The following is a 24,810-nucleotide window of genomic DNA, read 5'->3' as shown; positions in this document are numbered from 1 at the left end:
TACCGGCGCATACGAAGGGCAAGAGTCTCGACCATCTCAGCGCTGGCCGCGATGAGCTCCCGACTCCCGCGGCTCAGCCAGGCTGATGCCATCGCCGCTAGTTTGCAGATCGTCTAGGACGCGTCGAAACCTGCTGCGATGCAGGCGATATGGACGGATCCGTCGGTACCGGCTTGCCTACACCACAACAAAGATCCTGACGGAAATCGTGCGGCGGACCGGGAAGAAGTGGCGGCGGCGTCAGTTCCGATACCGGCTCAGCCCTGGGCAATGCGCACCGACTTTTTCTTCAAATTCCTCCGGTAAGTGCGGCACACCGGTAAAGGGTTCGACATCAAATTTGAGCTGTCGGGCCGAAAGGCGATTCATGACACCATCGGAACCAGCTTCGAAAACCTCCTCTTGGCCGGTAGCTACATTTGCTGAATCGTCATACACAGTCAGTCGAAATCTTGTCAGCCGCAGATGACCATCAACACGCTCACAGGTGAAACCGCCGAATTCGAACCTGTTGTATTCCCGATCCGGGTTTTCGGCATGCAGCAGCAGCATTCCTTTCTGGTAATCTTTGATCGCTTCGAACTTGCCGTTGACGAGTTTTATCGCGATCACTCCACCGATGTCGACCACGATGTCGCCTCGGCCGTCGCCGTCGATATCACTGATTCCGAGCCAACCCCACCCTGATCCAGTTCCGGTATCCACGACACCGCTGACGAAGCGACCGTTGCCGAGTTGACCGTAGAGTTCGAGCGAATCGGAGCGACTGGATTTATCCAACACCAGCCCGATTTTGTCCACTTTGCCGTCCGCGTCGATGTCGCCCTCGCGGATACCCAGACAGGTTCCAGACGGGCAGATGTCTTTTATCGTGACGGGCAGGCGCTCGGAACTTGTACTTGAGCTCGGGTGCGGACGTGGCTGCGGAACTTCGATAGCGACAACGTCGTCTGCAATCTTGTGCCGACCTGAATGATATTCGGCGAACAGAGTACCGACGAGATTCACCTTGTCATGTAGGGCGACGACGAGATTCACGCTGTCGTTCAGTTCCCGCTTCGCTACTATTCCCTCGTGTGAAACCTGCACCCATCGGGTCTCTTTGAGAACCCATTCAGTGGGAAGTGTTGTCATACTGTCGGTTCCATCGCACACACCAGCCAACATCACCGCATGCAGATTTCCGGACTCGTCCCACCACAGGTCCGAGACGACAACTTGGGTGTCGACGCCACGCCGATATCCCGGCGGATCGAGTGCCGACAAATCCGTGTTCACAGCCTCCTTCCCGTCCAGCGACAGCAGCAGGACTTCATGACGTGCGGCGCAGTCGTTCTGAACGCTGCCGACGATCAACGCGACAGCGAACACCGGAGAACCGGTGGACGCGTCTTTGATTGCCGCGGGTCCGTCACTATAAGAACAGCCGGAACCGCCTCCGTAGCCTGGGATCTTCCGTTTTCCTATTCGATCGAACGACCCATCTGAGCGCAACAGCAGAAACCGATTCTCGCATTGCTCGGCAAACGCGCCGACCAGCGCACCGCCGGGAGTTCCAGCGGGGACAAACGCCTCCTTGATATTGCCATTCATTTCACCTTTTACATCTCCACGGACAGCGGTGGCCAGTTCGACAGCAGGTCTGTTGTTCGATAGAGCGAAACGCAGGATCCCGAAACCATGCGTACTGTAGTCTTGAGTCATCTGACTGGCCAGTATCAGATCGTTTCCGATCGCGGCCAGCCCTACACAAAGAGGACAGGGAAGTCGTCGCGTATTTCCGCTGTGAGAGTCGATGACAACGAGCGTTCGTTTTTCCGATCGTAGTTCGACACCGGGTTTGTCATTGGTCAGAATCGTGGCATATCGTCCGTCCTGGGTCCAGACGATCCCGCCGTAGCTTTGAGAGAACGAGATCTTCTCGCGAATCGGTTCGCGGACTCCACGGACCACGACCAACTCGGTGGCGGTCGCATAGGCGAACGTCGAGGGTTCAATGACCTGGACGTTCGAGGCGGCTACCGGCGCGACCGACGCTACCAGCACCAGTGCTGCCAGTAGACGAATTTTTGCTGACGCGAGCACGCGTACGCTCCTTGCCTGAAATCCTGTCAATTTCCGCAGGCCACCGCGTAGTCATCGGCAGGGACCTCCTGCATTTCCCAGCCTTGTCCACTTTTCGCTGCGATCTTCTTCAGGACCGAGCTGTAGCGAAGTTTCCCGACATCCGCGGCGATGTCAGCAGCGACGTTATGGCGACGAAGCCATTGGGGGCATGCCCATGCCGTGACCTGGAATAGATGGCCGTGGTTGCTGATGGTTTCGGTTACCGAGCTCTCGGCGCCCGCCAGTCGATACTCGACTTCGATGTCGAAAGAAACAGACGCCGAGTCGGCATAGAAGTAGGTCATGAGCACCTTGCGCTCTCCCGGCATGATGCCCAGAAGTCGCGACTCGAAGAAGGCCGGATCGTTGATATTTCCTTCGGAACCGCCACCGGAGCGAGCGATCGGCTCGGAGTAATCGAGCCCGAACCACATCGAATTGTCTTCCGGTCCAGCTCCTGAGGGCGGTATCCAGATCGCAGTGCCCAGTTTGATCGGAGACCGAACTCGATGCGCTGGTCTGACAGCCAGAATATCTACTTCTTCGGAACTGGAGTTCGTCACCTCTACTGCCACACGGACGTATCCCGCATACCAACCGTACTCACGCAGACTGTCATGATCCTGATACTGAACGTCGTTGCGTACCAGCTCCGCGAATTCGGCCGCCTTTTCCCCGGCTTCCGGCGGGAAGATATAAGTCAATTTCCCAGCGCTTTGACCGAGGCCGTACACCTTGAGTGATACCGCACTGGCGGGGATCGAACCTCTCGCATCGCCACCTTCGTTGCCGATGATCTTGTACGCTCCGACGGACACGACGACAGCCATCAAGACGAGCAGCGCCAGCGGGATACGAAATCTCGTGAACATCGCCCGCACGGAAGCTGGCGGCTTCGGTCTTGCTGATGTCTCCGATAGGGTTCCCGGTCGACGTTGTGTCGGATCGGAACCCGACGGCATGTCTGATATCGGGGTAGCCGTCAGCGCGCGAAAGATCTCGTAGCCCGGGACACGATGATCCTTGGCTGCCTCGTCGACGAGTCTGCGCAGGAGTCCTCGATTGGTGGCCGTCTCGCAGATCGATAGCCACACGTCGGCCATCGGCTGTCCGAAGTAGATGTCCTGCTTCGCAATTCCGGTGTGCGACAGGAGCCGATACGCGTCCTGAGCCAGTGGATACCCGTTCCCCAGGGCCGCGAGCAGCTCCTGGGCCTGCGGATCGTTGACATCGAACGGGCGCCGATCGAGAAACGACATCCTCATCCTCTCCTACGACCGGCCGATACCCGCGGCGGCCAAGCCCTCCACTGCGCGCGAGACGCGCGTTCCCTGATTGAACCCCTGCAGATCGGCGCTGTTCGATGTCTGGCCGTGATGCAACGCCACAAGCCGCCACTGGTTGTCGAACACCGGCGACCCCGACGACCCGCCTTCGGTGTCGGTCCGGTACTGCACCGCGTCCCGATCGACATGGCGCACGAAGTTGTGGGCCGGACCGTCGATATCGACGGTGGGCGGCAAAACCCCGCAACGCGAGGCATCTCGATCAGATACACATGGCACCACAGCACCCAGCGCCCAGCGGTCCATTTCCAGCTCCCTCGCCGACCGCAGTTCCGTACGCACCGTGTCGAATTAGCGATTAGCTTGCTGCCGATCCGGCGACAGTGTCAAGAACGCCCGGTCTCTTTGGTATTGCAACGACACTCAGCTCCGCAGGTGTCCTCGTCACCGGTGCGGACTTCGTGACGGGCACCGACAGCTCCGCTCAGCCGCGCTGTCTGCCAGAACCCGTACCAACCCACCCGGATCGGATCGCCACGCGCTGCCGTCACCACGGTCAACACATTGTGCAATCCCTGTGTGCGGACGCATTGCAGGTACAGAACAAGCTCGAGCTCTCACCCGATGAGAACTTCATCCCCACCGCGTGCCAGCACCCAATGATGCAGCGCGACATCGCCGCATCCACAGGCAAGGACATTCCATCCAAAGCGCGGAATCCGTAGCTCCTGTCGCGACGACGGCGTTGCCGCCGTCGTGGCGCGCGACCAGGACGACTGGTCCTCCGCTGTTGGGGAGACTGTTCTTCAGATCGCTGCGGATGGTGAGTCTCCGAACCACGAGGCACTCGAACCTGTTGGCCCACAGAATTCCTCGGCAGTGGCCAGACGGACACGAGCGCTGCTTGTGCGCATCGACCTGTGCGGTTTGTGCCGGGGGCAGAAGCCCTGCAGCAGCGTGACCGACGCCAACGCCTCGTGTGGTTGACGACCCGAGCTGTTGCCTACGCGGATTGCCGACATCAGGACCCCGGCGACTATCCAGGAAAGAGACTGACCTCGTACTGTCCCAGCGACGGGTGAATGGGTGCGGTGATCACGCCGTCGAATCGGAACATCGAGCGATCCTGCCAACTGATGGCTGTGAGCGTGCCGCTGTAGGTCGAATCCGTGCCGAGAGTATCTCCATTCCCCGTCACGGTGTTTCGGCAGTTCATGGTGGCAGCTCCGCCGAGCTTCCCGATCAGCACACAGTCAAGTGTCGCGCGCACAGCGCCTGCGACTTCCTCGTTTCGGAAAGCGAACCCCTCTGCCGTGTGACTGACAGCGCCGGCGATGTCGCTGCCCAGCGATCGCATTGTCCACCCTCCGGACAGGTCCAGCGGTCGGCTGTCTGCCGAGGTCGTGGCTGTCGAAGACGATGACGTAGTCGGCGGCGCCGTGGTCACCACAGGTGAGGTACTCGATTCGAGCGACCCTGCGGTGCGCTCGGTGTCGCGCTCACCGATCGAACCGACGGGACGGTCGAAGGCAACACCGGTACGGAGATCGATCAACACCAGCACGGTCAACAGGGTGCCGGTCGGCCGCATGGCGGCAATTGCCTTCTCGTCGAACCCGTTCCACTTCACACCGAGATACTGCGGCGTCTCGGAAACGTTCTGCATCGCGATCAGCGGAGACCCACCGGCCTGCCGGATTCTAGGCACCCCGAGGCCATCGACGAGGACGGCGGTACCGGACTGCAGGACGGCCTGGCGTGGGACGGGCGTGTTTCCGTCGAGCCCGTGATCGGTGACCCTGATGTCGAATCGGAGAACGACCGGAGTCAGCGCGCGCAGATAGGCGCCGAGTCCGGCCACGGTGAGCGAGCCGCTGCGGGTGACTGCCGGGTCCTTGTTGAGCACTTCCACCAGTGCCGCAGCGGTTTCCGGGTGCCCTTCGAGGTACGCCGCGAGATCGTCACGACGCGAGATCGTCACATCACGCTCGCCTGCGTACGCCCCCGGCTCCGCGCCGTCGAAGGGCACCGCGCCCGCACCAGAATTGTGCACTGGCAGTGCTGCGCTCGACGGATGTGGAACTGGCTGCGTTGGCTGTGGGCCAGCTGGCATGAACGGCAGTGCGCCGAGGGAGTCGTAACCTTCCAGCACGATCTCGCCTCCCGACTGCTGGTTGGGCGCAAGAATCACCACACCGATCGCCACCAACGCCACCACCGCTAGCACCGCAGTCACCAGGCCAATGAGTCGGGCTGTGTTCTTTTGCGGCCGGACTGCGGGAACCGGCAGCGGCGATCGCGTACTCGCCTCGACCGAGGTCTGGGCCAGTCGCGCGAAGATCTCGTGACCGGCGCTGTTGGGATCGGCAGCGATACCGCTCACCAATGCGCGCAACCTGCCCTGATTGGCGGCGGCGCGGAGTACGCGCGGCCACACGTCGGTCATCGCGTCATTGAGTGCGATGTCCTGGAGGCGGATGCCTGCGCGGGAAATCGGTCGTTGCGCTTGTGTCGCAAGGGGATACAGATGCCCTAGTGCGTCGAGCAAGTTCTGCGCTTCGGGGTCGGCGGGGTCGAACGGGCATCGGTCGAGCAACGACATTCGCGCAAACCTCGTGTTCGTGGACCCCAGGCTCGGCAAGCATAACCGCCGCCACGGCTGACGAAAGAGAATCAGGTGGCGCCAGTGACCCCCGCGGCTCATCGCGCCGATCCTCGAAACACGCTGCCGCTTGGTCACTTCGATCGATGCACCGCTCTTCGGCCGGGCCGGAGTCAACCTCTGGGGATGCTCGACGGTTTCGCGTGAGCGCACCTGCGGGAGCCTGGGATCGTCGAATCGACGAAAGCGCAGCTATATCCCCGGCGGAGATCCATTGGTCACAGCCCATCCATCGACGGGATCACCAGAGCGCGGTACTCAGCGCTCGCGGTAGGTTGGTCTGTGTTGCCGGAGTCGTAGAGGTGCCGAACTCGTGGGGGTCGGGGGATGTCGCTGCTGGACCGCTTCCGCTTCGATGAGCAAGACCCTGCCACGAAAGATCTTCTCAGTGCCCTGTGCGTGGCCTTTCCCAAATCACCGCCTGACCGATTACTGCGGGCCGCCGGCCTGGCGTTGCACGAGATAGACCTCACGGGCGCGATGGTCGATGTGTGGCCGCGGATCTGCCGAAACGCAGCCGCCACCCAGCGACTGCGGACACTGATCGAGACGATCGCCGCAGACCCCGGCACCACAGGCTTCACTGTTCTACAGGACCTCGCCCGGACACCAGCGGCGCCGCTTGGTGACACAGGTGCGTCTGTGAGCGCGGGGTTGATGCGCACAGCCATGCGCGAGCGCCTCGAACTCGATCCTGAAGTTCTGCCCACCATGCAACGCGCGCAGCAACTGACGCGCTCACTGCACCGCGATGTCACCGAGGTCGACACTCTCGTTCTGATCGGAGAGGGAGGGCTCGGCAAGAGCGTGCTGCTCGGCCAGATCTTCGACGCGGTCATTGAACAGGCCACGGGGCAAGCAATTCTGGTTCCCTGCAACCGGGTGTCGTCCACGGCGGCGTTGAATACCGTGGCCGACATCGATCAGGCATTCGGAGCCGCAGCGCTCGACCAGCCGGACGCACCACCGCTGACCGACCTGCTGAGAAACATCGCCTCTGCAGGCGACGTGCACGTTCTCGTCGACACAGTGGACCTGGTTGTGCGCGAACGCAACGCCGACGCCATCGCCGGGCTTCTTCGCAGGATCGCCGGACTCGGGCACCTGGTGTGGACATGCCGCGATCACGAGTGGACGAACTATCTGCGTACCGCCCGCGGGATCGCCGAATCGCAATATGTGATGCCGTTGCTCACCGGCGAGGAAATCACAGCATGGGCCCGCGCCTTCGTCTGCTCGCGCGCCGAGATCACCGACGACACCGGCACGCATTTCATTGCGAGCCTGGCCGAACCGGGTGCATCACAAGTCCTGGCCACCCCTCTTCGTCTGGCCATGGCCTGCGAGGTGTATGCCGAATCTGGCGCAATCCCTGACGATCTCACCGTCACCGCCCTCTACGACGACTACTGGACCAAGCGGATCGCCGCCGATCGCCACGGCCGAGGCGCACGCAGCGCCAACGCACGACGCCAAGTCGCGGCCGCGAACGCACTCGCCGAAGAAACGTGGCTCGAGAGCGAACAACGCTTCGCCACCTCGGTATCCGGACGGCTCAATACCGACGAGGGCGCCTTTGACCTGCTGCTCAGCGACGGCGCGGTAGTCACCGCCGCTGACCGTTACAGCTTCTTCCATCAGACCTTCGGCGAGTACGCGGTGGCCCGCCACCTGCGCCGGATCGGGACCGCCGCTGATTTCGCCCGGCTGCGCACTGGCCTCGACGGCTCACTGGTCCCAGCGTATTGGCCGATCGCCCGGCACTTGCCCATGCTGGCCATGGACGACAACCGCTTCGACGATGTCCGTGCCGCGATCCCCTTGTCCGAAGTCGAAGGAGTCAAAGCCCAACTGGCGGGTGCGTTCGCACGCCGATCGCCACAGCAGGTTTTGCGCATCGCCGCGGACGTCCCCGCCGATGCCGGCGCTGTCATCGACGCCAATGCCACCGTGCTCGCCAACGCACCGGCGGCGTGCCGCCGCGCCGCTCTCGAGGTGCTGATCGTCCGGATCGAACGCGCTCAGGGGCCGCAGCTGTCCGGGGTAGTGACTGGGGCAGCCCAACTGATCGCACAGATCACGGCGCAGGAAAGACCTACTGGGATCGGACAGGTGCTGGACGCCCTGTGCCCGCGCACCGACGTAGCCACGGCTGTGCTCTCCTCGACATCGAGGGCGTTCATTGCGGCAGTGGTGGCCGAGGGCGTTGACGACGCGACCGCGACGGCGTTGATCGACCGCTACGAAATGCTGCCCCCGTCAGCGCAACGGGTCGTGCTGCGGGCAATCACAGAAATGGGACCTGCTGCGCGCGATATCGACCTGATCGTCGCCGCTGCCCGATGTGCCTGCCCGGAAGGTTCCGTCGACGACCTGACCGCGCTGCTGATCAGATGCCAGCACCTCCCTGGTTTCCGAACCGGCCTCGGCTGGTTCACCTGGCACGACATCTTGACTGCCGAACTGTTGGCCCGGTGGGACTCATGCCAGGTGCGTCTGGTGGCGCACCTGTGTACCGATCCCGGCACCGCGGGCGAAGTATTGCGGTATGCGACCGCGGGCGAGGTTGCGCGCGTGGCGGGCGACCGCTGCGTTAACGTCGCAAAATACATCGCCGACACACACCGGGAACTGGCGCTGCGCACGGTGACAGCTCTCGGGAGCAATCCCACCACGACCGCGGTCGGCGTCGCCTGCGCCGTCGTCAACCACACCGCGGACTCGTTCGATCGTGCAGAACGGCTCGCGGTGACGCGGGTGCTGTCGCAATGGATCGACACGATGCCACGCAAGGTATGGCCCTCGGCGGTGAAAGCCTGCGGCACCCAGGGTGATTTACTGGCGGATCGGTTGCGCGCCCTGGTCGCGTTCCGTGATCAGGGCGGCGACGCTTCGGCCGTCACCAGCGCCTACGACACCTTCCTCAACATCACCGCCACCACACCGGCGGTCCTCGCTGAACTCGCCGCGGACTTGCGCACCCTGGTGTCTGGTACCGACCCGGCCAGTCGAACCTGTCGATCTCGCCTTGACGGGCTGGTCTGCGGCTACGACCCCAGTACCTGGACGCGGATCGTGGAGTACGCCCACGATAGAAGCACCAACGTCGCATCGGCGGCGATGACGGCGGTCAGCACCGCGCTGATGCACTGGCCGGCGGTATCAATCGGCGACGATGCCGCGGCCTGGCTGGTGGGACTTCTGAACTCACCGCACACAAACTCCGTACGCATCGTGGCGGGCAAACTCCACGATTTGCGCAGCCAGATCGTGCTGAACCGGTCCCACGCTGAGCAGTTGTTGGGCCGCCTTCAGCACTCGCTCGACGCGGGCGAAGACCCGCAGACCGCCGAAGCCCTGCTGACACTGCTGATCGATATCGACCGCGCCGGGCATGGTCCTGCCGGTGCTCTCACACCGGAAATGGCCTCAGCGATCCTGGCCGCCTTGCGCGCCACCGTCCACCGACTCCTGCCAGAGGCAGTTGCTCAGCGCCAGCGCCGCCACTTGCCGGCACTGTTCGGCACCTACAAACAGTCATTGACGGCACTGGGACTGCCGCACTTGGGCGTGGGCGCAGTCGAGGACGAGGTGGCCCAACTCCTGGTGAGCGTCAATGTCGGACGTATCGCCAGCCGATCTCAACGTCCGCTCGCGCATCTTCTCATCGTGCTGGCCCGCGCCGACGCGCAGTTCCTCACCCGCCTCGAGGACCTGTGGCCGAGGGTCTCGGTCGCGAACCGGGCTGCGATCGCCGAGGCATTCATCACGATCGAGACAGCGACCCCGGGCATTCGCAGCCTCGCACTGGCTCGTCGACCCGATTGCCCGCCTGGCGTGGCGGGCAATATTCACCGGCAGTTCGGGTGAGCGGAACGCCGCCCTCAGACCAGATCGATGCCGACGCTCTGCAGTCCTGAGACCACGCGCCCGATGGTGGTGCCGAAGTTCTTGCCCCGTGCGAGTTCGGTCGACCCGACACCGGCACGATGCAGCGCAACGAGATTCCAGTCGTTGTCGAAAACCGGAGCGCCGGAGGAACCCGGTTCGGTGTCGGTCCAGTACTGCACCACTCGGTCATCGACATGGCGGACCAGATTGTGGTGGATGCCGATCTTCTTCAGGCCACCGCTGGGGTGCTGGATGATGTTGACGCGATCATCCTCCACCACAGAAGCCGACGCGGTGAGCCCGATCACGGGGATGTCGTCGGGCAGCGCCGAATCGGTGCGGATCACCGCCCAGTCATCACGTGGCTCGCCGACGATGGTCTCGACTCGACCCTGCAAGATCAGCGGTTCGCGGAGCTGGTTGTCGGCACCCAACTCATAGTGGAACCACGCCTGCACCTCCCTCGCCGGCGGAGCGAAGTCGCGTTTGATGTCGTAGAGCACATGGTGGTTGGTCAGCAGTAGGTCAGCGCCGATGCGGAAGGCCGTGCCGTAATAGCGACCGGATTGCATGGTCACCAGCAGCCGACACACCGCGGCCGCGACGGCCGCTCCTCGCGCCATGAACGCCACGTCCAGCAGGGTCGGTTTGTCGAAGATCTGAGCTTCGAGATATTTAGGATCGTCAGATCCGTACCAATGCGGCCGGGAATCGGCTGCGGCAGGGGCTTCGACGATGGGAGCGGGACGCACGAGCTCGCCGATACGTCCGGCGATAGCCGGGCGGTCCTTGGCCGCCGCGTCGACCAGATCCCGCAGACGGTTCTGGTTGCGTGCCAGGTTGAGAAGGTCGTGCCAGACACCGACCATCGGCTGGGACCAATTGAGGTCAGCGGGCGACATGCCAACCTGTAGCACCAGCCGCTCGACCTCTGGGTCTCGGTAGTAGCTACGGGCGAGGATGTCGAGTAGCTCCTGGGCTTCCGGGCGAGTCCAATCGAAGGGCAGGGTGTCGAGCAGATCAGTCACAGGACGTGGCTTTCAGTCGGCGAGCGGGTTTGTGCGCGTTGGGTATTCGCAGTGTAGGAGGCTCTGGGTGGCACCGTCCTTGAAGCCGTACGACATCGGAGTTCGCCGAGGACCCGGAATTCGCTGGCACATCAAGCCGCGGCAGCGCTGAACACTCTATCGATTATCCGCCGTGACCGTGGTCAGCGAACACCGCCAGATGACGTCGGTACCCCGGCCTACGATCCCGACAACAGCTCAGCTGGTTGCTCCGGTGCAATCTCGACAGCTCCCCCGCTGCCCCGCTGCTCGCTGCCCGAACTATGAAAGACGCATCTGACGTGGCGATCATGGACAACGCCTTCAACAACGACGAGTCCCGGTTCAGCCGACTCCTCACCACACTCGCGCACCTGATGCTGTACGCGCTCGCGGCAGTCGCGGCAGCGCATGTCACCACCTATTTCGACTACACAGGCACCCTCATCGAGCTCACGATCCTGATCGGGAACGCCGTTCTGCTTATCGGACTGATACACAACGACTTCCAGCGACTGTGCGTGCACTGCATGCGGGAGGTCCCTGCCGATGCCGGCCGACGCGCTGAACGCCAACAGTGGTTGCTGTGGCTGCGGCACTGGGTGAGCACTACCCCTCGTGTGCTGCTGGTCGTGGCGATGATCAGCGTGCCGGTGTTCGTTGTCCACTTCGTCGGTCTGCCGCGGGTGGTGTCGTTGCCCGTCGATGCGCTCTGGGCAGCCTTCATGTACTCGGTCTGGTTGCATCACAGGCTGCGTCCGTGGTACCCCTGCTACCGCGACTGGGACCAGGACGGCGCCCCCGAGCCGTCGCCTGACCCGGTGAGGAAGGCAGCGTTGTGAACTGCCCGCTCAGCTGACCGGCACTCACGCTGAGATCCGGCTACACCAGACCTCGCTGTCTGAGGAACGCGTATGCGCTACCGGATACCGTGAACGACTCGGCAGCACTGCGCGTAACCCGGGCAATATCGCGCAATTTCGCTCCATCACGAGTCGACGGGCTGCATATGGGGCAACAGAGCCACGGTCAACTCGACAGGAGAGGCCCTGGCTCTCACTGGGCGGCGAAATCGATGTCCATCAGCGATCTTCGCGACCCCGGTACGTGGCAGAGTCAGGAGCTACGATGGCGTGTGCACCTCAGGCTTGCTTTTCAGTCTCCGTTCTGCACCGACGAGAACGTCGCCTCAGGCCACTGACCATCGGGGATGCGGCCAACGGAACCCACTGCAGCGCTTTGCCTTTCCCAGGTAAATTTCGCCGAACCTAGCAAGACCACCCACCCTCGTAATACTGTCTCGCTATGGATATTTCTGAGGGTGTCCAGGCTCGGCTCGCGCTCCACAACGCCACTATCGAAGACAGCGACGATGAGCTGCATGCCGAACTAGCCGAGACCCGCGCCGTCACCTCTGAGACCGAACTGGCGGCGGTTCCCGACACCCGCGAAACACTCGACGGCGCGCCGTCGTCGAGCCCTGCGGAGGAGTTCGGCGGGGTGGGCTTCCACACCGAGACGATTGTCGTCCGAACAGGCCGCCCCGTGCTGACCATCCATCGCGACGCCGCACAGCTGAGCTTCACCGATCCCGACAGCGAGGTCTGGCGGACCCGTCTGAGCGCGGCTTCTGAGACCCTGATCCGCGCCGCACGCGCCGTCGGCAGGATCGAGGTCACCGGCCACGACGCCTCCTGGCTGGGTACCGGATGGCTACTGGCACCGAACGTGATCGTCACCAACCGCCACGTCGCCCAAGAATTCGGGCGCGCCGCCGGTGGCCAATTCGTGTTCCGTCAAGGCATTCTCGGACCGATGACCGCCTCCATCGACTTTCTCGAAGAAGCGAACCGTCCCGAAGACCTGACCTTCGCGATGACCGAGATCCTGCACATCGAAGACGACGCCGGCCCCGACATCGCACTGTTGCGGGTGGATCAAACCGGTCCGGGCACACCCGCGCCGATACCGATGTCCCAAGACCCGGTGGTGGACGACTTCTGCGCGGTGATCGGATACCCTGCACGCGACAGCCGGATACCCGATCAAGCGCTCATGGAGCAGATCTACGGCAACCTCTACGACAAGAAGCGCCTGGCGCCGGGGCGACTGACCCGCAAGCAAGGACCGGTGATCCTGCACGACTGCACCACCCTCGGCGGCAACTCCGGGTCAGTCGTGGTGTCATTGACCACCGGCGAAGCCGTCGGGCTGCACTTCGCCGGACGCTTCCTCGAAGCCAACTTCGCTGTCGCTTCTCCGGTGATCCAACAGCGCCTGACCGCAGTGGGCAGGCCCGTAACACCGGCGACTCCCGCGGTCACCGTGGACACTGTCGGTGCCGGCACATTCGACAGTGCCACACCGCCCGCAGGCGGGCCGACGCGGTTCAGTGCTGTCGTACCTCTGCGGATCACCGTCGAGATCGGAGATCCCTACGCGGACAACACCTCTGCGGTATCTGCTCCGGCGCCCACGACGGCCGCTCCCCCTGCTCCCGGGCTCTCGACCGAGGACCTCGTCATCGAGGGAGTCGCCGCGGATTACCTCGGCCGCAGCGGATTCTCGGAAACATTCCTGGGCTCGGATGCGCCAGTCACGCTGCCGGAGGTCAACGATCGCGACGATGTCCTCATCTTCGATGACAACGGTCACGACGGCACTGTGCTGAACTACGAACACTTTTCGGTCGTGATGAGCAGAACACGGCGCATGTGCCTCTACAGTGCGGTCAACATCGACGGCAAGCAACGAGCCCGGGCCGATCGGACGCAGTGGCGGCGCGACCCGCGCATCCCGGACCACGCGCAGATCAGCAAGGAGTGCTACGGGCTGGCACCCAAGTTCTCCCGCGGCCACATGACTCGACGCGAAGACCCGGTCTGGGGTGCGGAAACCGTCGCCGCACGCGCCAACAACGACTCCATGCACGTGACCAACGCTGTCCCGCAGATGCAAACCTTCAACGCCGGAGTCTGGCTCGACCTCGAGAACTACGCCCTGCAGAACGCACGGCGAGACCAGATGAGGATCTCGGTGATCACCGGCCCTTTCCTCCACGACGACGACCCGATCAAGTTCGACGTGCGAATCCCTGTCGCGTTCTGGAAGGTGATCGTCTTCATCCACGACACCACCGGGGCACTCACCGCGACCGGCTACAGCCTGTCGCAAGGCGAGTTCCTCTCCGAACAGGAGTTCGTCTTCGGTCAGCACAAGACCACCCAGCGTCGAATCGAGTGGATCGAGCAGAAGGCAGGGCTGTCGTTCGGTGACCTCACCGCGTTGGACCCGTACCGCGAACCGGAAAGTCCGGACACCGAACTCGACAACGTTCATCAAATCCAATTCGTCTGATGCCGGGTCCATCCGCACCGTCAACTGGCCGCCTGTCATCGCTGCTGTCGAAGGACGAGGACGGCTGACAGCGGGCACACCCGATCTCCACCACACCGACGAGGCCATGGGATTGTCGTGTTCGAGGCCCCTCATTCTGCGGAAGGGTGTTGGGTTGAGGAGACGAGGCAACCGAATCCTCGGTCATCAGAACTACGGGCACGGACAGCGTCGGCGCGGTTGCACAGGATCCGAGTAGGCGGATACTCGTGCGCACAGCACGGCACTAGAACCATCATCGAGGTGACCTTGCCGGACAGAGGATTCGGCCACACCCCCAAGTGGACGAGATGAGCAAACGGGCGTTGAGTTGGCAGGGCCTCAGGCTGCGGGAGTGCGAACCGGCCGCGCCAGAGGTCCCAGCCGAGCTGTTCCAGCGGGGAAGCGGCGTCGCGGGAGCGTCATTTAGGTTCGGACACAACATTCGTGGAGGGAGTCGGACATGGACCGCACGCTCAAAGTGATCGCGAGCAAATCTGAGCAAGCCGCGCTCGCACGGGACCACACCGTGACAGCTAACTACGACGCGTTCGCGTTGGTGCAGGTCAATGAGGCCGAAGCTCGAGAGTTGAGCCAGCGCTACCTCGTCGAGGACATCACCGCGCAATACGAGATTCCACTCGGCCCGACCGCGACAGACGCGATCGACACCAACCTGCCTCGGATCACCGGCGCAGCACGGCCTTCGGCCCATCCCGCCTACCAGCGCACCCGGCGCCTGGACGCCGGACCGCACCACTACCTCGTCCAGTTCGTCGGGCCGATCAAACCGCAATGGCGCGCAGACGTCGAGCAAGCAGGTGGATCGATCGTCGATGCCCGTGCTGGTTTCACGCTCGTCGTGCGCGCGACGGCCGAGCAGATCGCGGCGATCGCCGCGTTGCCGCACGTGCGCTGGGCCGGTCACCTGCCCGACCGCGCACGCCTGGACGTGACCACCGAACCCGCACTGCCCCGAACGAAGTTGCTCCCCAACGTCCTCACGGTCGAGTTCTTCACACCGACCACCGCACGCACCGCCAAGGCGAAGATCCGCACCCTCGGACTCAAGATCATCGGCGACGGCCCGGCCACGCTCATCGTCGAGGCACCCGAAGGCACCGATGCCGCTCGGCGCAAGCAATTGGCCGCCCTGTCAGCTGTCCACGGTGTGCGCATGGTGCGCAACCGGCCGATCAATCGGATCAGCAACGACGTCGCCGCGACAATCATGCGCGGAACCGCGGCAACGCTGGGCGGGGTTTCCACCCTCGACGGTGATGGCGAGACGATCGCCGTGTGCGACACCGGGTTCGACACCGGCACCACCTCACCCGTGCACCCCGATTTCGCCGGCCGCGTCACAGCAATCATGAGCTTTCCGATCACCTCGGAATTCGCTCCCTACATCAACAACGCCGACGGCGATGACGGAGCGGCCGACCTCGACTCCGGCCACGGCACCCACGTCACAGGATCAGTGCTCGGCGACGGCGCCGCGAGTACGGCGGTGCCGGGGCAACCGGCGATCCGCGGTCTGGCCACCAAAGCGAAGCTGGTGTTCCAGGCAGTCGAGCAAGCCTTGGACTGGAAGAACCCCGCCTTCGTCGCGAAGTACGGTCGCTACCTGCTCGCAGGAATTCCGGTGGACCTCGCCGACCTGTTCACACCCGCGTTCAACAAAGGCGCACGCATCCACACCAATTCATGGGGCGGAGGCGACCCCGGGGTCTACGACGACCAATGCCGCGCCGTGGACAAGTTCATGTGGGAGCACCCGTCGTTTGCCATCCTGTTCGCCGCGGGTAACGACGGGAGCGACTCCGACGGCGACGGCGAGATCAACCTAGGCTCGGTCACCTCACCCGGCACCGCCAAGAACTGCCTGACCGTCGGAGCGAGTGAGAACCTGCGACGCTCCTTCGACAGCGAGCGCTACGGCACCTGGTGGCCAGACGACTACCCGGCACCGCCGTACAACAGCGCTCCGATGGCCGACGACCCGAATCAGGTCGTCGCGTTCTCCAGCCGTGGTCCGACCGCGGACGGACGCATCAAACCCGACGTCGTCGCCCCGGGCACATGGATCCTGTCGACGAAGTCGACGATGCTCAGCCCCACCGCAACAGGCTGGAAGCCATTCCCCGGCTCTTCAAAGTACTTTTACATGGGCGGCACAAGCATGGCCACGCCACTGACCGCGGGCGCGCTCGCGCTCCTGCGCCAGCACCTTCGCCGCGACCACGCCATCACAACGCCGTCGGGCGCCCTCCTCAAGGCCGTCGTGATCGCCGGTGCTCGTCGCCTGCCGGGCACAGCGCCCGCAACCACCGTGGCCGACAACCACCAGGGCTTCGGATGCGTCGACGTGACCGGGGTCGTTGCCCCGACAGCACCGTCCACGCTGCTTGTGCGCCAAGGCAGGAAGATCTCGACGGGACAACTCCACACCCTCGAAATCGAGGTAACCTCGGCAGCTGTTCCGTTGCGGATCGTGCTCGCCTACAGCGACTTTCCCGGCGAGACGTTGGTCAACAACCTCAATCTCGTTGTCCGGGGCCCGGACGGAACACCCAGAGTCGGAAACGGCGGGCAGGGCCCCGGATTCACGATGGACTCGATAAACAACGTCGAGGTCGTCGAAGCCGGTTCACCCGCAGTCGGTACGTGGACGATCGACGTCATCGGCTCGAACGTCCCGCAGGGACCCCAGCCCTACGCGCTGGCGATCCTCGGCGCGGCAGCTGGCTAATTCCTAGGTCGGCGAGCGCTCGGACGCGTTCCCAGTGTGCAGGCTGTGCTGGTCGATGTCGCCGCCGTTCCGCGAGAACTGGCCGACGGGCCCTACTAAGTGGCCGTGCCGTGTGCGCCGTCGCCGCGGGCTTCGATCGCCTCGACCGACTTCCTGAGCTCCTTACCCAGGATGCGCGTGCCGAAGGCTCCGAGCGCGATCGCGAGCAGCCGTCCCTTGAGGTTCTTCCCGTCGCGGACCACGACGACGTCCACGTCGGTCGTCCCAGTGGACTGCGGTGTGAGGGTGTAGGTGTGGCCAGAGGCGCCGCCCCACAGGTTGGAGTCGGTGGTCGTCATCAGGACGCGGTGAGGGTCGGTCCAGTCATAGTGCAGGCGTTCCCAGATGCCGCGCGAGCCCTCCGTGACGTCGGCATCATGAGGGCCTTCGTGGTGCACCTCGAGATAGTTGTCGGCGCTGTTGCCGAAGAGTTCCTTGCGGCCCGGGCCGAAATCGGTGAGGCCGGCGAGGAACTGCTCGGGCGTCGCGGTGGTGGTCTGGTAGAGATGGATCGTGGTCATGGCGCCTTCCCCGTGGAGTTGGATGATGCGACTGCATGACGCCCTGGATGGCGTCCCCACCTACGTCGGCAGCCTGCGTGGAGATGCCGCCCCTGTGGTTCGAGGGTAGTCCGCGACCACCCGCGGGAAAAGTCTTTGCGCAGGTCAAGTCAGGCGCTGAGTGAACCGACGGGCGGTAGGGCCAGCCATATCGTCGGCAGCGGCACCGCGGTCTCCTCGCGCCGCTCCTGCCCGCGTTTCATCTGCAGCTGCATCTGTTCGCTGCGGCGCTCCGGAGCGTCGCGGTCCCGGTCGTCGTCCGCCCGATCCCCGAACGAATCATCGATGCCGGCCGCTGCCACCGGTGCGGCTGCGACTCCTGGGATCGGCGAGGCCGAGACCTTCGTCGTCAACGGGATCACGGCGTGTGGCAGATGCTCGACCTCATCGCACGCATCCGCAGTGGCCAGACCGTCCCCGTTCGGCGCCAACGGCGGCGCGGGATCGGCACTCGTCCAGCTCGCCCGTGCCGCGGGGGTTCGGGTGGTCGGTACCGCGTCCGCCCGCAACCATCCTGCGGTCGAACAACTCGGCGCCATCCCGGTCGACTACCGAGGTGACGTGCCCGAACAGGTTCGCGCCCTCGCCCCGAACGGCGTGGACGCGGTCTTCGACCACGTCGGCGGACCCAGGCTCGTCGACTCGTTCCGGCTGCTCGCGCCGAATGGCACCCTCGTCTCGTACAGCACGGCCTCCACGAAGGACGTCGAGGACGACTCTCGGCTGCCCGTCCCTCAAGCTCTTCACCCGGTCCCTGTGCGGCGAGGGTGTGCAGCAGGTATCCGCTCGCGCCGCTGAGGGCGCCGATGGTGGCGGCTTTGAACAAGGTCGCCATGTCGATAGGTGCCGAGCCCGCGACGACGCCGCGCAGGTCGAGTAGTTTATGCAAAAGCTCGGCTGGGGTTTTCGGCCGAGCGTTTTGCGTAGTCGCCCGTTGAGCTGGGTAGCGACCGCATCCAGACGCGCCGGGTCGTGGACGGAGAGAACGCACGCCAGCAGATCACGCAGATCATCGACACCGTGGACCTGGCCTCGGGCTCATCGGTTTCTGATTCCGCGAGCACGCGCTGTTTAGAAACTGGTTTGCGCGGTAGCACCACAATCCGGCCAGCCGGTGTTCTCTCCGGTCGAGGTAATGGAACAACATCTACAATCGATCCAACAACGAAATGTTGCGTCGACCAGTTGAATTCGCCCAATACACCTCGGTCGTGTTCACTGAATCCCTTGCCCTGAAGGGCCTCGGCCTCGATTGGCAGCGCCGGCGGTGCTTACAACAACGCCCTCGCCGAGTCGATTATCGGGCTGTTCAAGACTGAAGTCGTTCGCCGACACGGCCCGTTCAAGACCGTCGCCGCGGTCGAGTTCGCGTTGATGGAACGCGCGCGCGTGACCGGTGGCGCCAGGTGGAGACACCGGCCGGACCGATCGCCGCGCTGCCTCCCCCCGCGACCTTCGACGACACCGAGTCCATGATGGGACCAGTGCCGGCGCTCGGCGCTAACACTCGCGAACTGCTCACCGAAATCGGCTGCACCATCAGCACAGTGAATGACCTGGTCAGTGCGGGCGTGGTCGCCGGAGGGTAGTTCACCGGCCTGCCCGGATATCACAGCCGCCCCGCGGATGACGAGCCTGAGTACACGAGGGCCGGTGACCGTGTGGTTGCCGCCGCACTCGGCCACTGACTGCTCGACTTCACAGGCTTCCCTAGCCTGTGCTGACGAGACGGTACGCCATAACACAGCGCAGTGCTGGGGCACCGGACGCTAGTCGTCCGAAATGACGATGGACCCCACGCGCGCGGCGCGCGCCCGACCAGCAGGCACTGCTGGACACCGTGCGCGCTCAACTGAGGCGCTCGCTGACCACCTCGACAACCGGCACGAGCCTCGACCGTTCGAAGGGACTATCGTCGGTGACGGTCATGCGGTGTGCGTGGTCGCGTACGTGCGCACGCCCGCGCCGCCGTTCGTTGCTGAGGCTGGTCGGATCGCTATATGGGCGATCAGCCTGTGTGGTCACCTAGGTCCGGCAGTTGCGAGATCGACCAGTGTCGTTGGGTGCTCACAGTGCTTCGGACCACTGCTTTGACAGTTCGACATGAACCTGGGCACGAGCATGTGTACTTTGTTCATATGCCGAGGGAAGCGTCGCAGGAGAAGGGGCGGGTTGGCGCCCGAACAGCTCAACGTTGGCTTGAGGCAACAACATTCGTCGAGCTGCCGTGGAACTCCTACCATCACGAAGCTTTATGTGAAATAGAGTGCCTTGATGATTCTATAAAGATGTTCGACCTCGCCGGTTACTTCCTCACTGATGAACGGACACCGATATCAGTTGAAGTTAAGAATGTTGATACCGATGCTCACCTCCGGGAAAAATTTCACGAGTTCTTAGCGGTGGCGTATAGCTCGACCGCAAAAAGAAAATCCAAGTCCAGACCCGATGACAAACGAGAGTTCATGTGGGTTTCATGGCACCCTTTTGGGCCAATGAATAGATGGAAGAACCTGGCTTCAGTCGAAGAAATAGAAGTGTCGTTAAGTGAGAACTCGCACCTCCTCAACGGTCAAGAGGTGGATCGAAGTCTCCTTCACTCGGTGTCGGAGCGGATCTGGGTACTGACCTTTAATCCAAAACAAGAGATTCTCAGTCTCGACGCGGATGATTTGAGTAAGGCAATGGCAGCCTTGTCAAGAAAGAGGACTACGCTGTGACGTTCACTGCATCACTTCGTGTGGCTATGGACACAACGGACGGTCTCGCATATATCGACCGCGTCAAAACCGTTGTGCGGAATCAGATTCAGCACCTCGACAACACGGCGAGTATCGAGGACACTCAATACCACAATCATAGTGCTATACCGGATTTTGTCGTGACGTGGCCTGGTGAGCGTGGAGAGCGGAAAATCTATCTGAGGGATTCCTACAGCTCAATCATCGCTGGTGAGGACGAGCGCTATCTCGGAAAATTTGAACCAGTGTTGCTGGCTCTAGATGACGATGAATCCCAGGGTGATGTTAGGGATTCACTACCGGCCGTTGCGCGAGGTGCCTCACCACGTACACTTGTAACTGACACGACTGCGGTGGAGATCATCTCTGGAGGTGACAGCCCGACCGCTGAAACACCTCTTAACGGTCTTGTTCGTGCGAATTTTGTCCGTGGAGGTAAGGGGCACATTGACCACGATCGTGCAGAGTTGTTGGTGGAGGGCAGGGCAAATACGTCCACCGGAATCGACGCGATCGCGAACATAATTGCGGATAGTTTTGTGGAGGATGCCGCACTGCGCATTACGCGCAGTGCTCATTTGATTGATTTCGCGCTAAACGGTCCCATCGATACGCCAAATCTACCTGCTGTAACGGCGGGCAAATTATCGCTGGCTGAGATCAAGCATCTTTTGCCGTGGTTGTTGACTCAGCCGGACGCAATAGATAATTCGGCCTTTTGGCGCTTTATCGGAACGTTGATGAACTTCGATGAACTTGAGCTAATACGCGAAGATATCGCCGGCATTGATATTTCTCCCTTGATCTGGGCGAATTCTGAGAGCTGGGAAGCCAAATGGGCATACCTAGGCGTTTCCCAACCGGCCAGCGAGCCCCGAGCGACTGATGAACGTTTATTTCGCTGGTCATTCGACTCAGGCAGGCTGAGTGTTGACATCGGCCATCAACGAGTTTTGATTGCAAGGAATGGCAAACTGATACGTGCGCGGGACGGGTACTCCGCTGCAGCATGGAGCGACCTCCAGGCCCCTCTCTCAACCTATCGCCTTGCGCGTGTCGTACTTCATGGAATTCGGCGGTCTATTTCGATAGACGCTGTTGAGAGTCCGGATGTTCGAGGTGATGTCGAAGACGTCGCCAACTCCCTGGAAGATCAATACTATGTCACTGAGGCTACCCTAAGGGTTCCATCGAACACATCCGAGGATGGTCAGACGGATCTGGTTGTAGACTTCGGTGGAAGCGTTATTCGAGCGAAGGATAGCGCTTCTATTCAGGATCTAGTGACTGTGGCAACGCAAGTACTCAACTACCGCGCACCGGTTGAGTCGGAAATGTTGGAACTGATACTCGGAATCTCCAACACTCGATAGACGCACCATGTAGTATAACCCAGACAAAAATATTAAAGCTGGAGCCCGATATGGCCATATCGGGCTTTAGTTGAGGACAGATCAACCGTGTCAATATCTAGATGTACAGCTAGACGCGCGGAATATAGCTCGCAGATTTAAACGGATTCGCGAAATTATTCAATTGCGGTTGTGTCAAACCCCGGATAACTCGGCGATGATTATATGTAGGTAGGCAATGACTCATAGTATCGATAATGATCTGGATCATATGAGTCGAGGCTTCGATTCACCCTTCGCATCTCTACTTCGTAGCTGTTGATCTGGTAATCACCGAAATCAGTATTGAAGAGATATTCTCTAATCGAGTCGGCAATATAAGACTCCGTCGTTGGCTCTTCGATCGCGTAAAAATCTCTATCTTCGTACAAGCAATCGATGTACCAGTCCAACGTGCCGATCTTATCGTTGTAGAAGACCGCCCTGATACGCAGCATGAAGCCCTCGGGTAGCGGCACTGACTTAAGTATTAATACTCGCGCCTCGATCCAATTGATTTGAAATTCCACAAAGCTGCCGTGCCTATTGGCATATCTGATGAAATGTCCGTTTGCAATTACTATCCACCTGTTGGGTGCTTCCGTTGCGTAAACGCGTGTTTCCCCCGCGCTGCGCGGCATGTAACGCTGGGCTACACTCCAGCATTGTGGAGTGTTGAGCCAAATGCTCAGAGTCTCACGATCCCAGTAGTAGGTTGGCACACCCTTCCTGGCCTCTATAGTCGCGAGCCTCGTCACCAGACCACTTGAGGGTTGTGTCGAGCATGCAACCAGAAATGCTGAGGCGCCGTGTTCGTCTGTAGTATCGGAGATGCCGCCTATGGAGCCGATATCTTCAGCGCTGACCGAACGTCCGTTTCCGTTGTTTGCCAACGCATTATGCTTGCAAGAGACGACCCAAAGCCTCGGTTTCATTCCGAATCTCGGATCACCTGGCTCCTCGACGAGCAAGTCTTTCCCACCATCAGCGCCGCGGCCTGACCAGCTTACTCGATAGCGCATCGCAACCAACATGTCTCGGACAAGTAGTTCGAATCCCTCACCGGTGGGGATCTCTGTAAAATCAAGCACCGAGATAGGATATCCTTCGCCGGTGCGTTGCGGTAGAGGCACTCTCATCTTTTGGATTTCGCCTAAGTTGCGAAATATTAGGTGGGCGATTCGATAGCCTGGTTGCATCGGGTCTCCCTGATTTTCTTCTTCGGCAAGTTTACGCAGTCCACTCTCCCAGCCCTGGTCGACCGCCCGGAATTTCCACGTGCCGTTTCGCCGATAGAACTCGCCGAGCGCCATCGCGGTGACAACATCGGGCCGATCGACCTCGAACGAGATCAGTGCGCCACTTCCATCCTGGACCGTCAGCACCAAGGTCTCGGACGTCGCGGAACGACCCCTCGATATTGGCGATCTCGGCGCGGTCGGCCAGCGCCCATCCGCGCTGGCCGCCGCGCTGCTGGTCACGTACCCGATCGTGCTGCTGCTGATCTTGGTCGCTCGCGCGCATGCTCGACGCCTCCAAGATGGGCGCCGAACTCGATTCGCTGGGTTGGCGACCGGTTCGGCTGGGTCATCCTGAACAGAGGTTGGGCTGTGGGGTTCGGCGTTCACAGCCGGTTCCACCTGGGCTGACGGCCACTTCTGTGGCCGATATAGCACCCACACTCGCTCAATCGTCATCTCTCATAGGGAGCAATCGCGCTCGACGCGTTGCGTGCCCAGGACGACCGCGGCGTCGACGCGTCGACTACATGGTCTGTTGTTCGGTCGGCCGCGCTCGCAGATCGGCCCAATGGGTCTGGCCACGGCCAGCTGATCGTCCTCCGTGTCCCTCCCCCGGTGCGGTGTGGTGTGGTGTGGTGTGGTGTGAACAGCGGACAGACGTGCGCGCGGTGGACTGCGATCGTCAACTCGACTCTGTCGTTGTCGAATTGAAGCGCTTGATGAAGAGCTACCGTCGTGGCTGCGATGTTGCTGCCGCTGGTCATCGGCCCTGTTGGCTGCTCGGGCGAACCGATGTCGACCGGGTCGTCGTCGGCACCAGAACACACCAGCGCTTCCGATGGTCCCGCAGCACCGACCGCGTCTGCGCTGAAAGATGGTCTGGTGGTTCGCAGCAAGTCCGACGATGGGCGGCTGACCTACGCAGTGGTCGATGTGGACAGCGGTGCATTGCGCCATACGATCCAGTTACTTGGTAAACGCGGCACGACCTTCAGCTACCGAGCGCAGGCCTACTCGCACGACTGGACACATCACGCTGTCACGGTCGCCACTGTCAATGGAGACCAGCATGCGGGGTGCCGATGGAGCTGGCCGCGCACGGTGCGAGCGGCACTGACCCGGATGGTGTCGGCCGGCGATCTCGAACGCGACGACGCGACTTACCGGCTCACCCCGCGACTGCTGAGCAGGCAGAAACTGCAGGACATCACCATCGACCCGATGCTGCGGCCCTTCTACGGCGACTGGCGACTGGCGACTGGCCATCGTCACCACCGGCGCCGACGCGGCGGCCAACCGCGTACTCCTCCGAGAATCACTGCAGGCCAACAAATTCGGGGAGATTCGCGAAGGGGTCTGGGGACGCCCCGACAACCTGCTGAGCCCGCGCATCGCGGCAGCCCACCGACTGACCTACATAACCGGTCGACCCGATGACCCCGACGAACTCGCCGCACGACTGTTCTGCCCCTCCGACTGGGCGGACATCGCGACGAGGCTACTGGCGGCCCTCGACAGCGCCACCGCGATGCGGGATCGCCTCGAGGTGGCAGCCAGCGTGGTGCGCCACATCCTGCACGACCCGATCCTGCCCGCGGAATTTTTGCCGCAACCATGGCCGGGTACCGACCTCCCCAGCGCCTATCGCGATTTTCGCGCGGAATTCACCGCTTTCGCCAGTGCCTACGTCCAGTGAGTATCAACTAATTCGACATTGATC

The 24,810-nt window shown here is 62.2% G+C and carries 17 protein-coding genes and 1 pseudogene; 10 read left to right on the top strand and 8 right to left on the bottom strand.

Going from position 1 to position 24,810, the window contains the following annotated elements; all coding sequences use genetic code 11:
* Positions 1–240: 240 nt before the first annotated feature.
* The 4 genes from ACWGCN_RS26920 to ACWGCN_RS26905 form a co-directional block, all read right to left on the bottom strand.
* Positions 241–2,085: an FG-GAP repeat domain-containing protein gene (locus ACWGCN_RS26920; protein ID WP_452459039.1), complete on the bottom strand. Its 1,845-nt coding sequence runs from the start codon at positions 2,083–2,085 to the stop codon at positions 241–243.
* Positions 2,086–2,111: 26 nt separating this feature from the next.
* Complete coding sequence (locus ACWGCN_RS26915) at positions 2,112–3,365, bottom strand: effector-associated domain EAD1-containing protein (RefSeq protein ID WP_452459040.1); 1,254 nt, start codon at positions 3,363–3,365, stop codon at positions 2,112–2,114.
* 12 nt (positions 3,366–3,377) lie between these two features.
* Positions 3,378–3,629 (bottom strand): trypsin-like peptidase domain-containing protein, encoded by a 252-nt coding sequence (locus ACWGCN_RS26910; RefSeq protein WP_452529126.1) that lies wholly within the window; start codon positions 3,627–3,629, stop codon positions 3,378–3,380.
* A 799-nt stretch (positions 3,630–4,428) separates the two neighbouring features.
* Positions 4,429–6,207, bottom strand: a complete 1,779-nt coding sequence (locus ACWGCN_RS26905) for a DUF6777 domain-containing protein (protein ID WP_452459042.1) — start codon at positions 6,205–6,207, stop codon at positions 4,429–4,431.
* Between the two features lie 174 nt (positions 6,208–6,381).
* On the opposite strand from ACWGCN_RS26905, the gene ACWGCN_RS26900 reads away from it, so the two are divergent.
* The gene (locus tag ACWGCN_RS26900; protein ID WP_452459043.1) at positions 6,382–9,924 is read left to right on the top strand and encodes an NACHT domain-containing protein; all 3,543 of its coding nucleotides are present in this window, start codon (positions 6,382–6,384) and stop codon (positions 9,922–9,924) included.
* A 14-nt stretch (positions 9,925–9,938) separates the two neighbouring features.
* On the opposite strand, the gene ACWGCN_RS26895 is transcribed toward ACWGCN_RS26900, so the two are convergent.
* Positions 9,939–10,973 carry a trypsin-like peptidase domain-containing protein gene (locus tag ACWGCN_RS26895; protein WP_452459044.1) on the bottom strand — a complete coding sequence of 345 codons (1,035 nt, stop codon included), beginning with the start codon at positions 10,971–10,973 and terminating at the stop codon, positions 9,939–9,941.
* 302 nt (positions 10,974–11,275) lie between these two features.
* Here ACWGCN_RS26895 and ACWGCN_RS26890 point away from each other — a divergent pair, with 302 nt between their 5' ends.
* The 3 genes from ACWGCN_RS26890 to ACWGCN_RS26880 all read left to right on the top strand — a co-directional run bounded on the left by ACWGCN_RS26890 (position 11,276) and on the right by ACWGCN_RS26880 (position 17,118).
* The gene (locus ACWGCN_RS26890; RefSeq protein ID WP_452459045.1) at positions 11,276–11,833 is read left to right on the top strand and encodes a hypothetical protein; all 558 of its coding nucleotides are present in this window, start codon (positions 11,276–11,278) and stop codon (positions 11,831–11,833) included.
* A gap of 463 nt (positions 11,834–12,296) precedes the next feature.
* Entirely contained in the window at positions 12,297–14,348 is a 2,052-nt protein-coding gene (locus tag ACWGCN_RS26885; RefSeq protein WP_452459046.1) for a DNA/RNA non-specific endonuclease, read from the top strand.
* A 481-nt stretch (positions 14,349–14,829) separates the two neighbouring features.
* A complete protein-coding gene (locus ACWGCN_RS26880; RefSeq protein WP_452459047.1) occupies positions 14,830–17,118 on the top strand; it encodes a S8 family serine peptidase in 2,289 nt (762 codons plus the stop codon).
* 95 nt (positions 17,119–17,213) lie between these two features.
* Here the strand turns inward: ACWGCN_RS26880 and ACWGCN_RS26875 are convergent, their stop codons facing one another.
* Positions 17,214–17,678, bottom strand: coding sequence for a hypothetical protein (locus tag ACWGCN_RS26875; RefSeq protein ID WP_452459048.1), 465 nt, complete (start codon positions 17,676–17,678; stop codon positions 17,214–17,216).
* A 149-nt stretch (positions 17,679–17,827) separates the two neighbouring features.
* Entirely contained in the window at positions 17,828–18,070 is a 243-nt protein-coding gene (locus ACWGCN_RS26870) for a hypothetical protein (RefSeq protein WP_452529124.1), read from the bottom strand.
* A 49-nt stretch (positions 18,071–18,119) separates the two neighbouring features.
* Here ACWGCN_RS26870 and ACWGCN_RS26865 point away from each other — a divergent pair, with 49 nt between their 5' ends.
* The 4 genes and pseudogenes from ACWGCN_RS26865 to ACWGCN_RS26850 all read left to right on the top strand — a co-directional run bounded on the left by ACWGCN_RS26865 (position 18,120) and on the right by ACWGCN_RS26850 (position 21,831).
* Positions 18,120–18,515, top strand: a complete 396-nt coding sequence (locus tag ACWGCN_RS26865) for a zinc-binding dehydrogenase (RefSeq protein ID WP_452459050.1) — start codon at positions 18,120–18,122, stop codon at positions 18,513–18,515.
* Between the two features lie 447 nt (positions 18,516–18,962).
* Positions 18,963–19,097, top strand: a pseudogene (locus ACWGCN_RS26860) (IS3 family transposase); the annotation flags it as partial.
* A gap of 758 nt (positions 19,098–19,855) precedes the next feature.
* Entirely contained in the window at positions 19,856–20,437 is a 582-nt protein-coding gene (locus ACWGCN_RS26855) for a hypothetical protein (protein WP_452459051.1), read from the top strand.
* The gene (locus ACWGCN_RS26850) at positions 20,434–21,831 is read left to right on the top strand and encodes a hypothetical protein (RefSeq protein ID WP_452459052.1); all 1,398 of its coding nucleotides are present in this window, start codon (positions 20,434–20,436) and stop codon (positions 21,829–21,831) included. The genes ACWGCN_RS26855 and ACWGCN_RS26850 overlap by 4 nt, the downstream gene beginning before the upstream one ends.
* Positions 21,832–22,031: 200 nt before the next feature.
* Here the strand turns inward: ACWGCN_RS26850 and ACWGCN_RS26845 are convergent, their stop codons facing one another.
* A complete protein-coding gene (locus ACWGCN_RS26845) occupies positions 22,032–23,330 on the bottom strand; it encodes a TerD family protein (RefSeq protein WP_452529123.1) in 1,299 nt (432 codons plus the stop codon).
* Between the two features lie 495 nt (positions 23,331–23,825).
* Between ACWGCN_RS26845 and ACWGCN_RS26840 the strand changes: the two genes are divergently transcribed.
* Positions 23,826–24,527, top strand: coding sequence for a hypothetical protein (locus ACWGCN_RS26840; RefSeq protein WP_452458857.1), 702 nt, complete (start codon positions 23,826–23,828; stop codon positions 24,525–24,527).
* Complete coding sequence (locus ACWGCN_RS26835) at positions 24,409–24,786, top strand: PaaX family transcriptional regulator C-terminal domain-containing protein (protein ID WP_452458858.1); 378 nt, start codon at positions 24,409–24,411, stop codon at positions 24,784–24,786. The genes ACWGCN_RS26840 and ACWGCN_RS26835 overlap by 119 nt, the downstream gene beginning before the upstream one ends.
* Positions 24,787–24,810 lie beyond the last annotated feature (24 nt).

This window comes from Nocardia sp. NPDC055050 (assembly GCF_053608345.1).
Note: the sequence above shows the minus strand (reverse complement) of the source record. Positions and strands in the feature narration are given on the sequence as shown.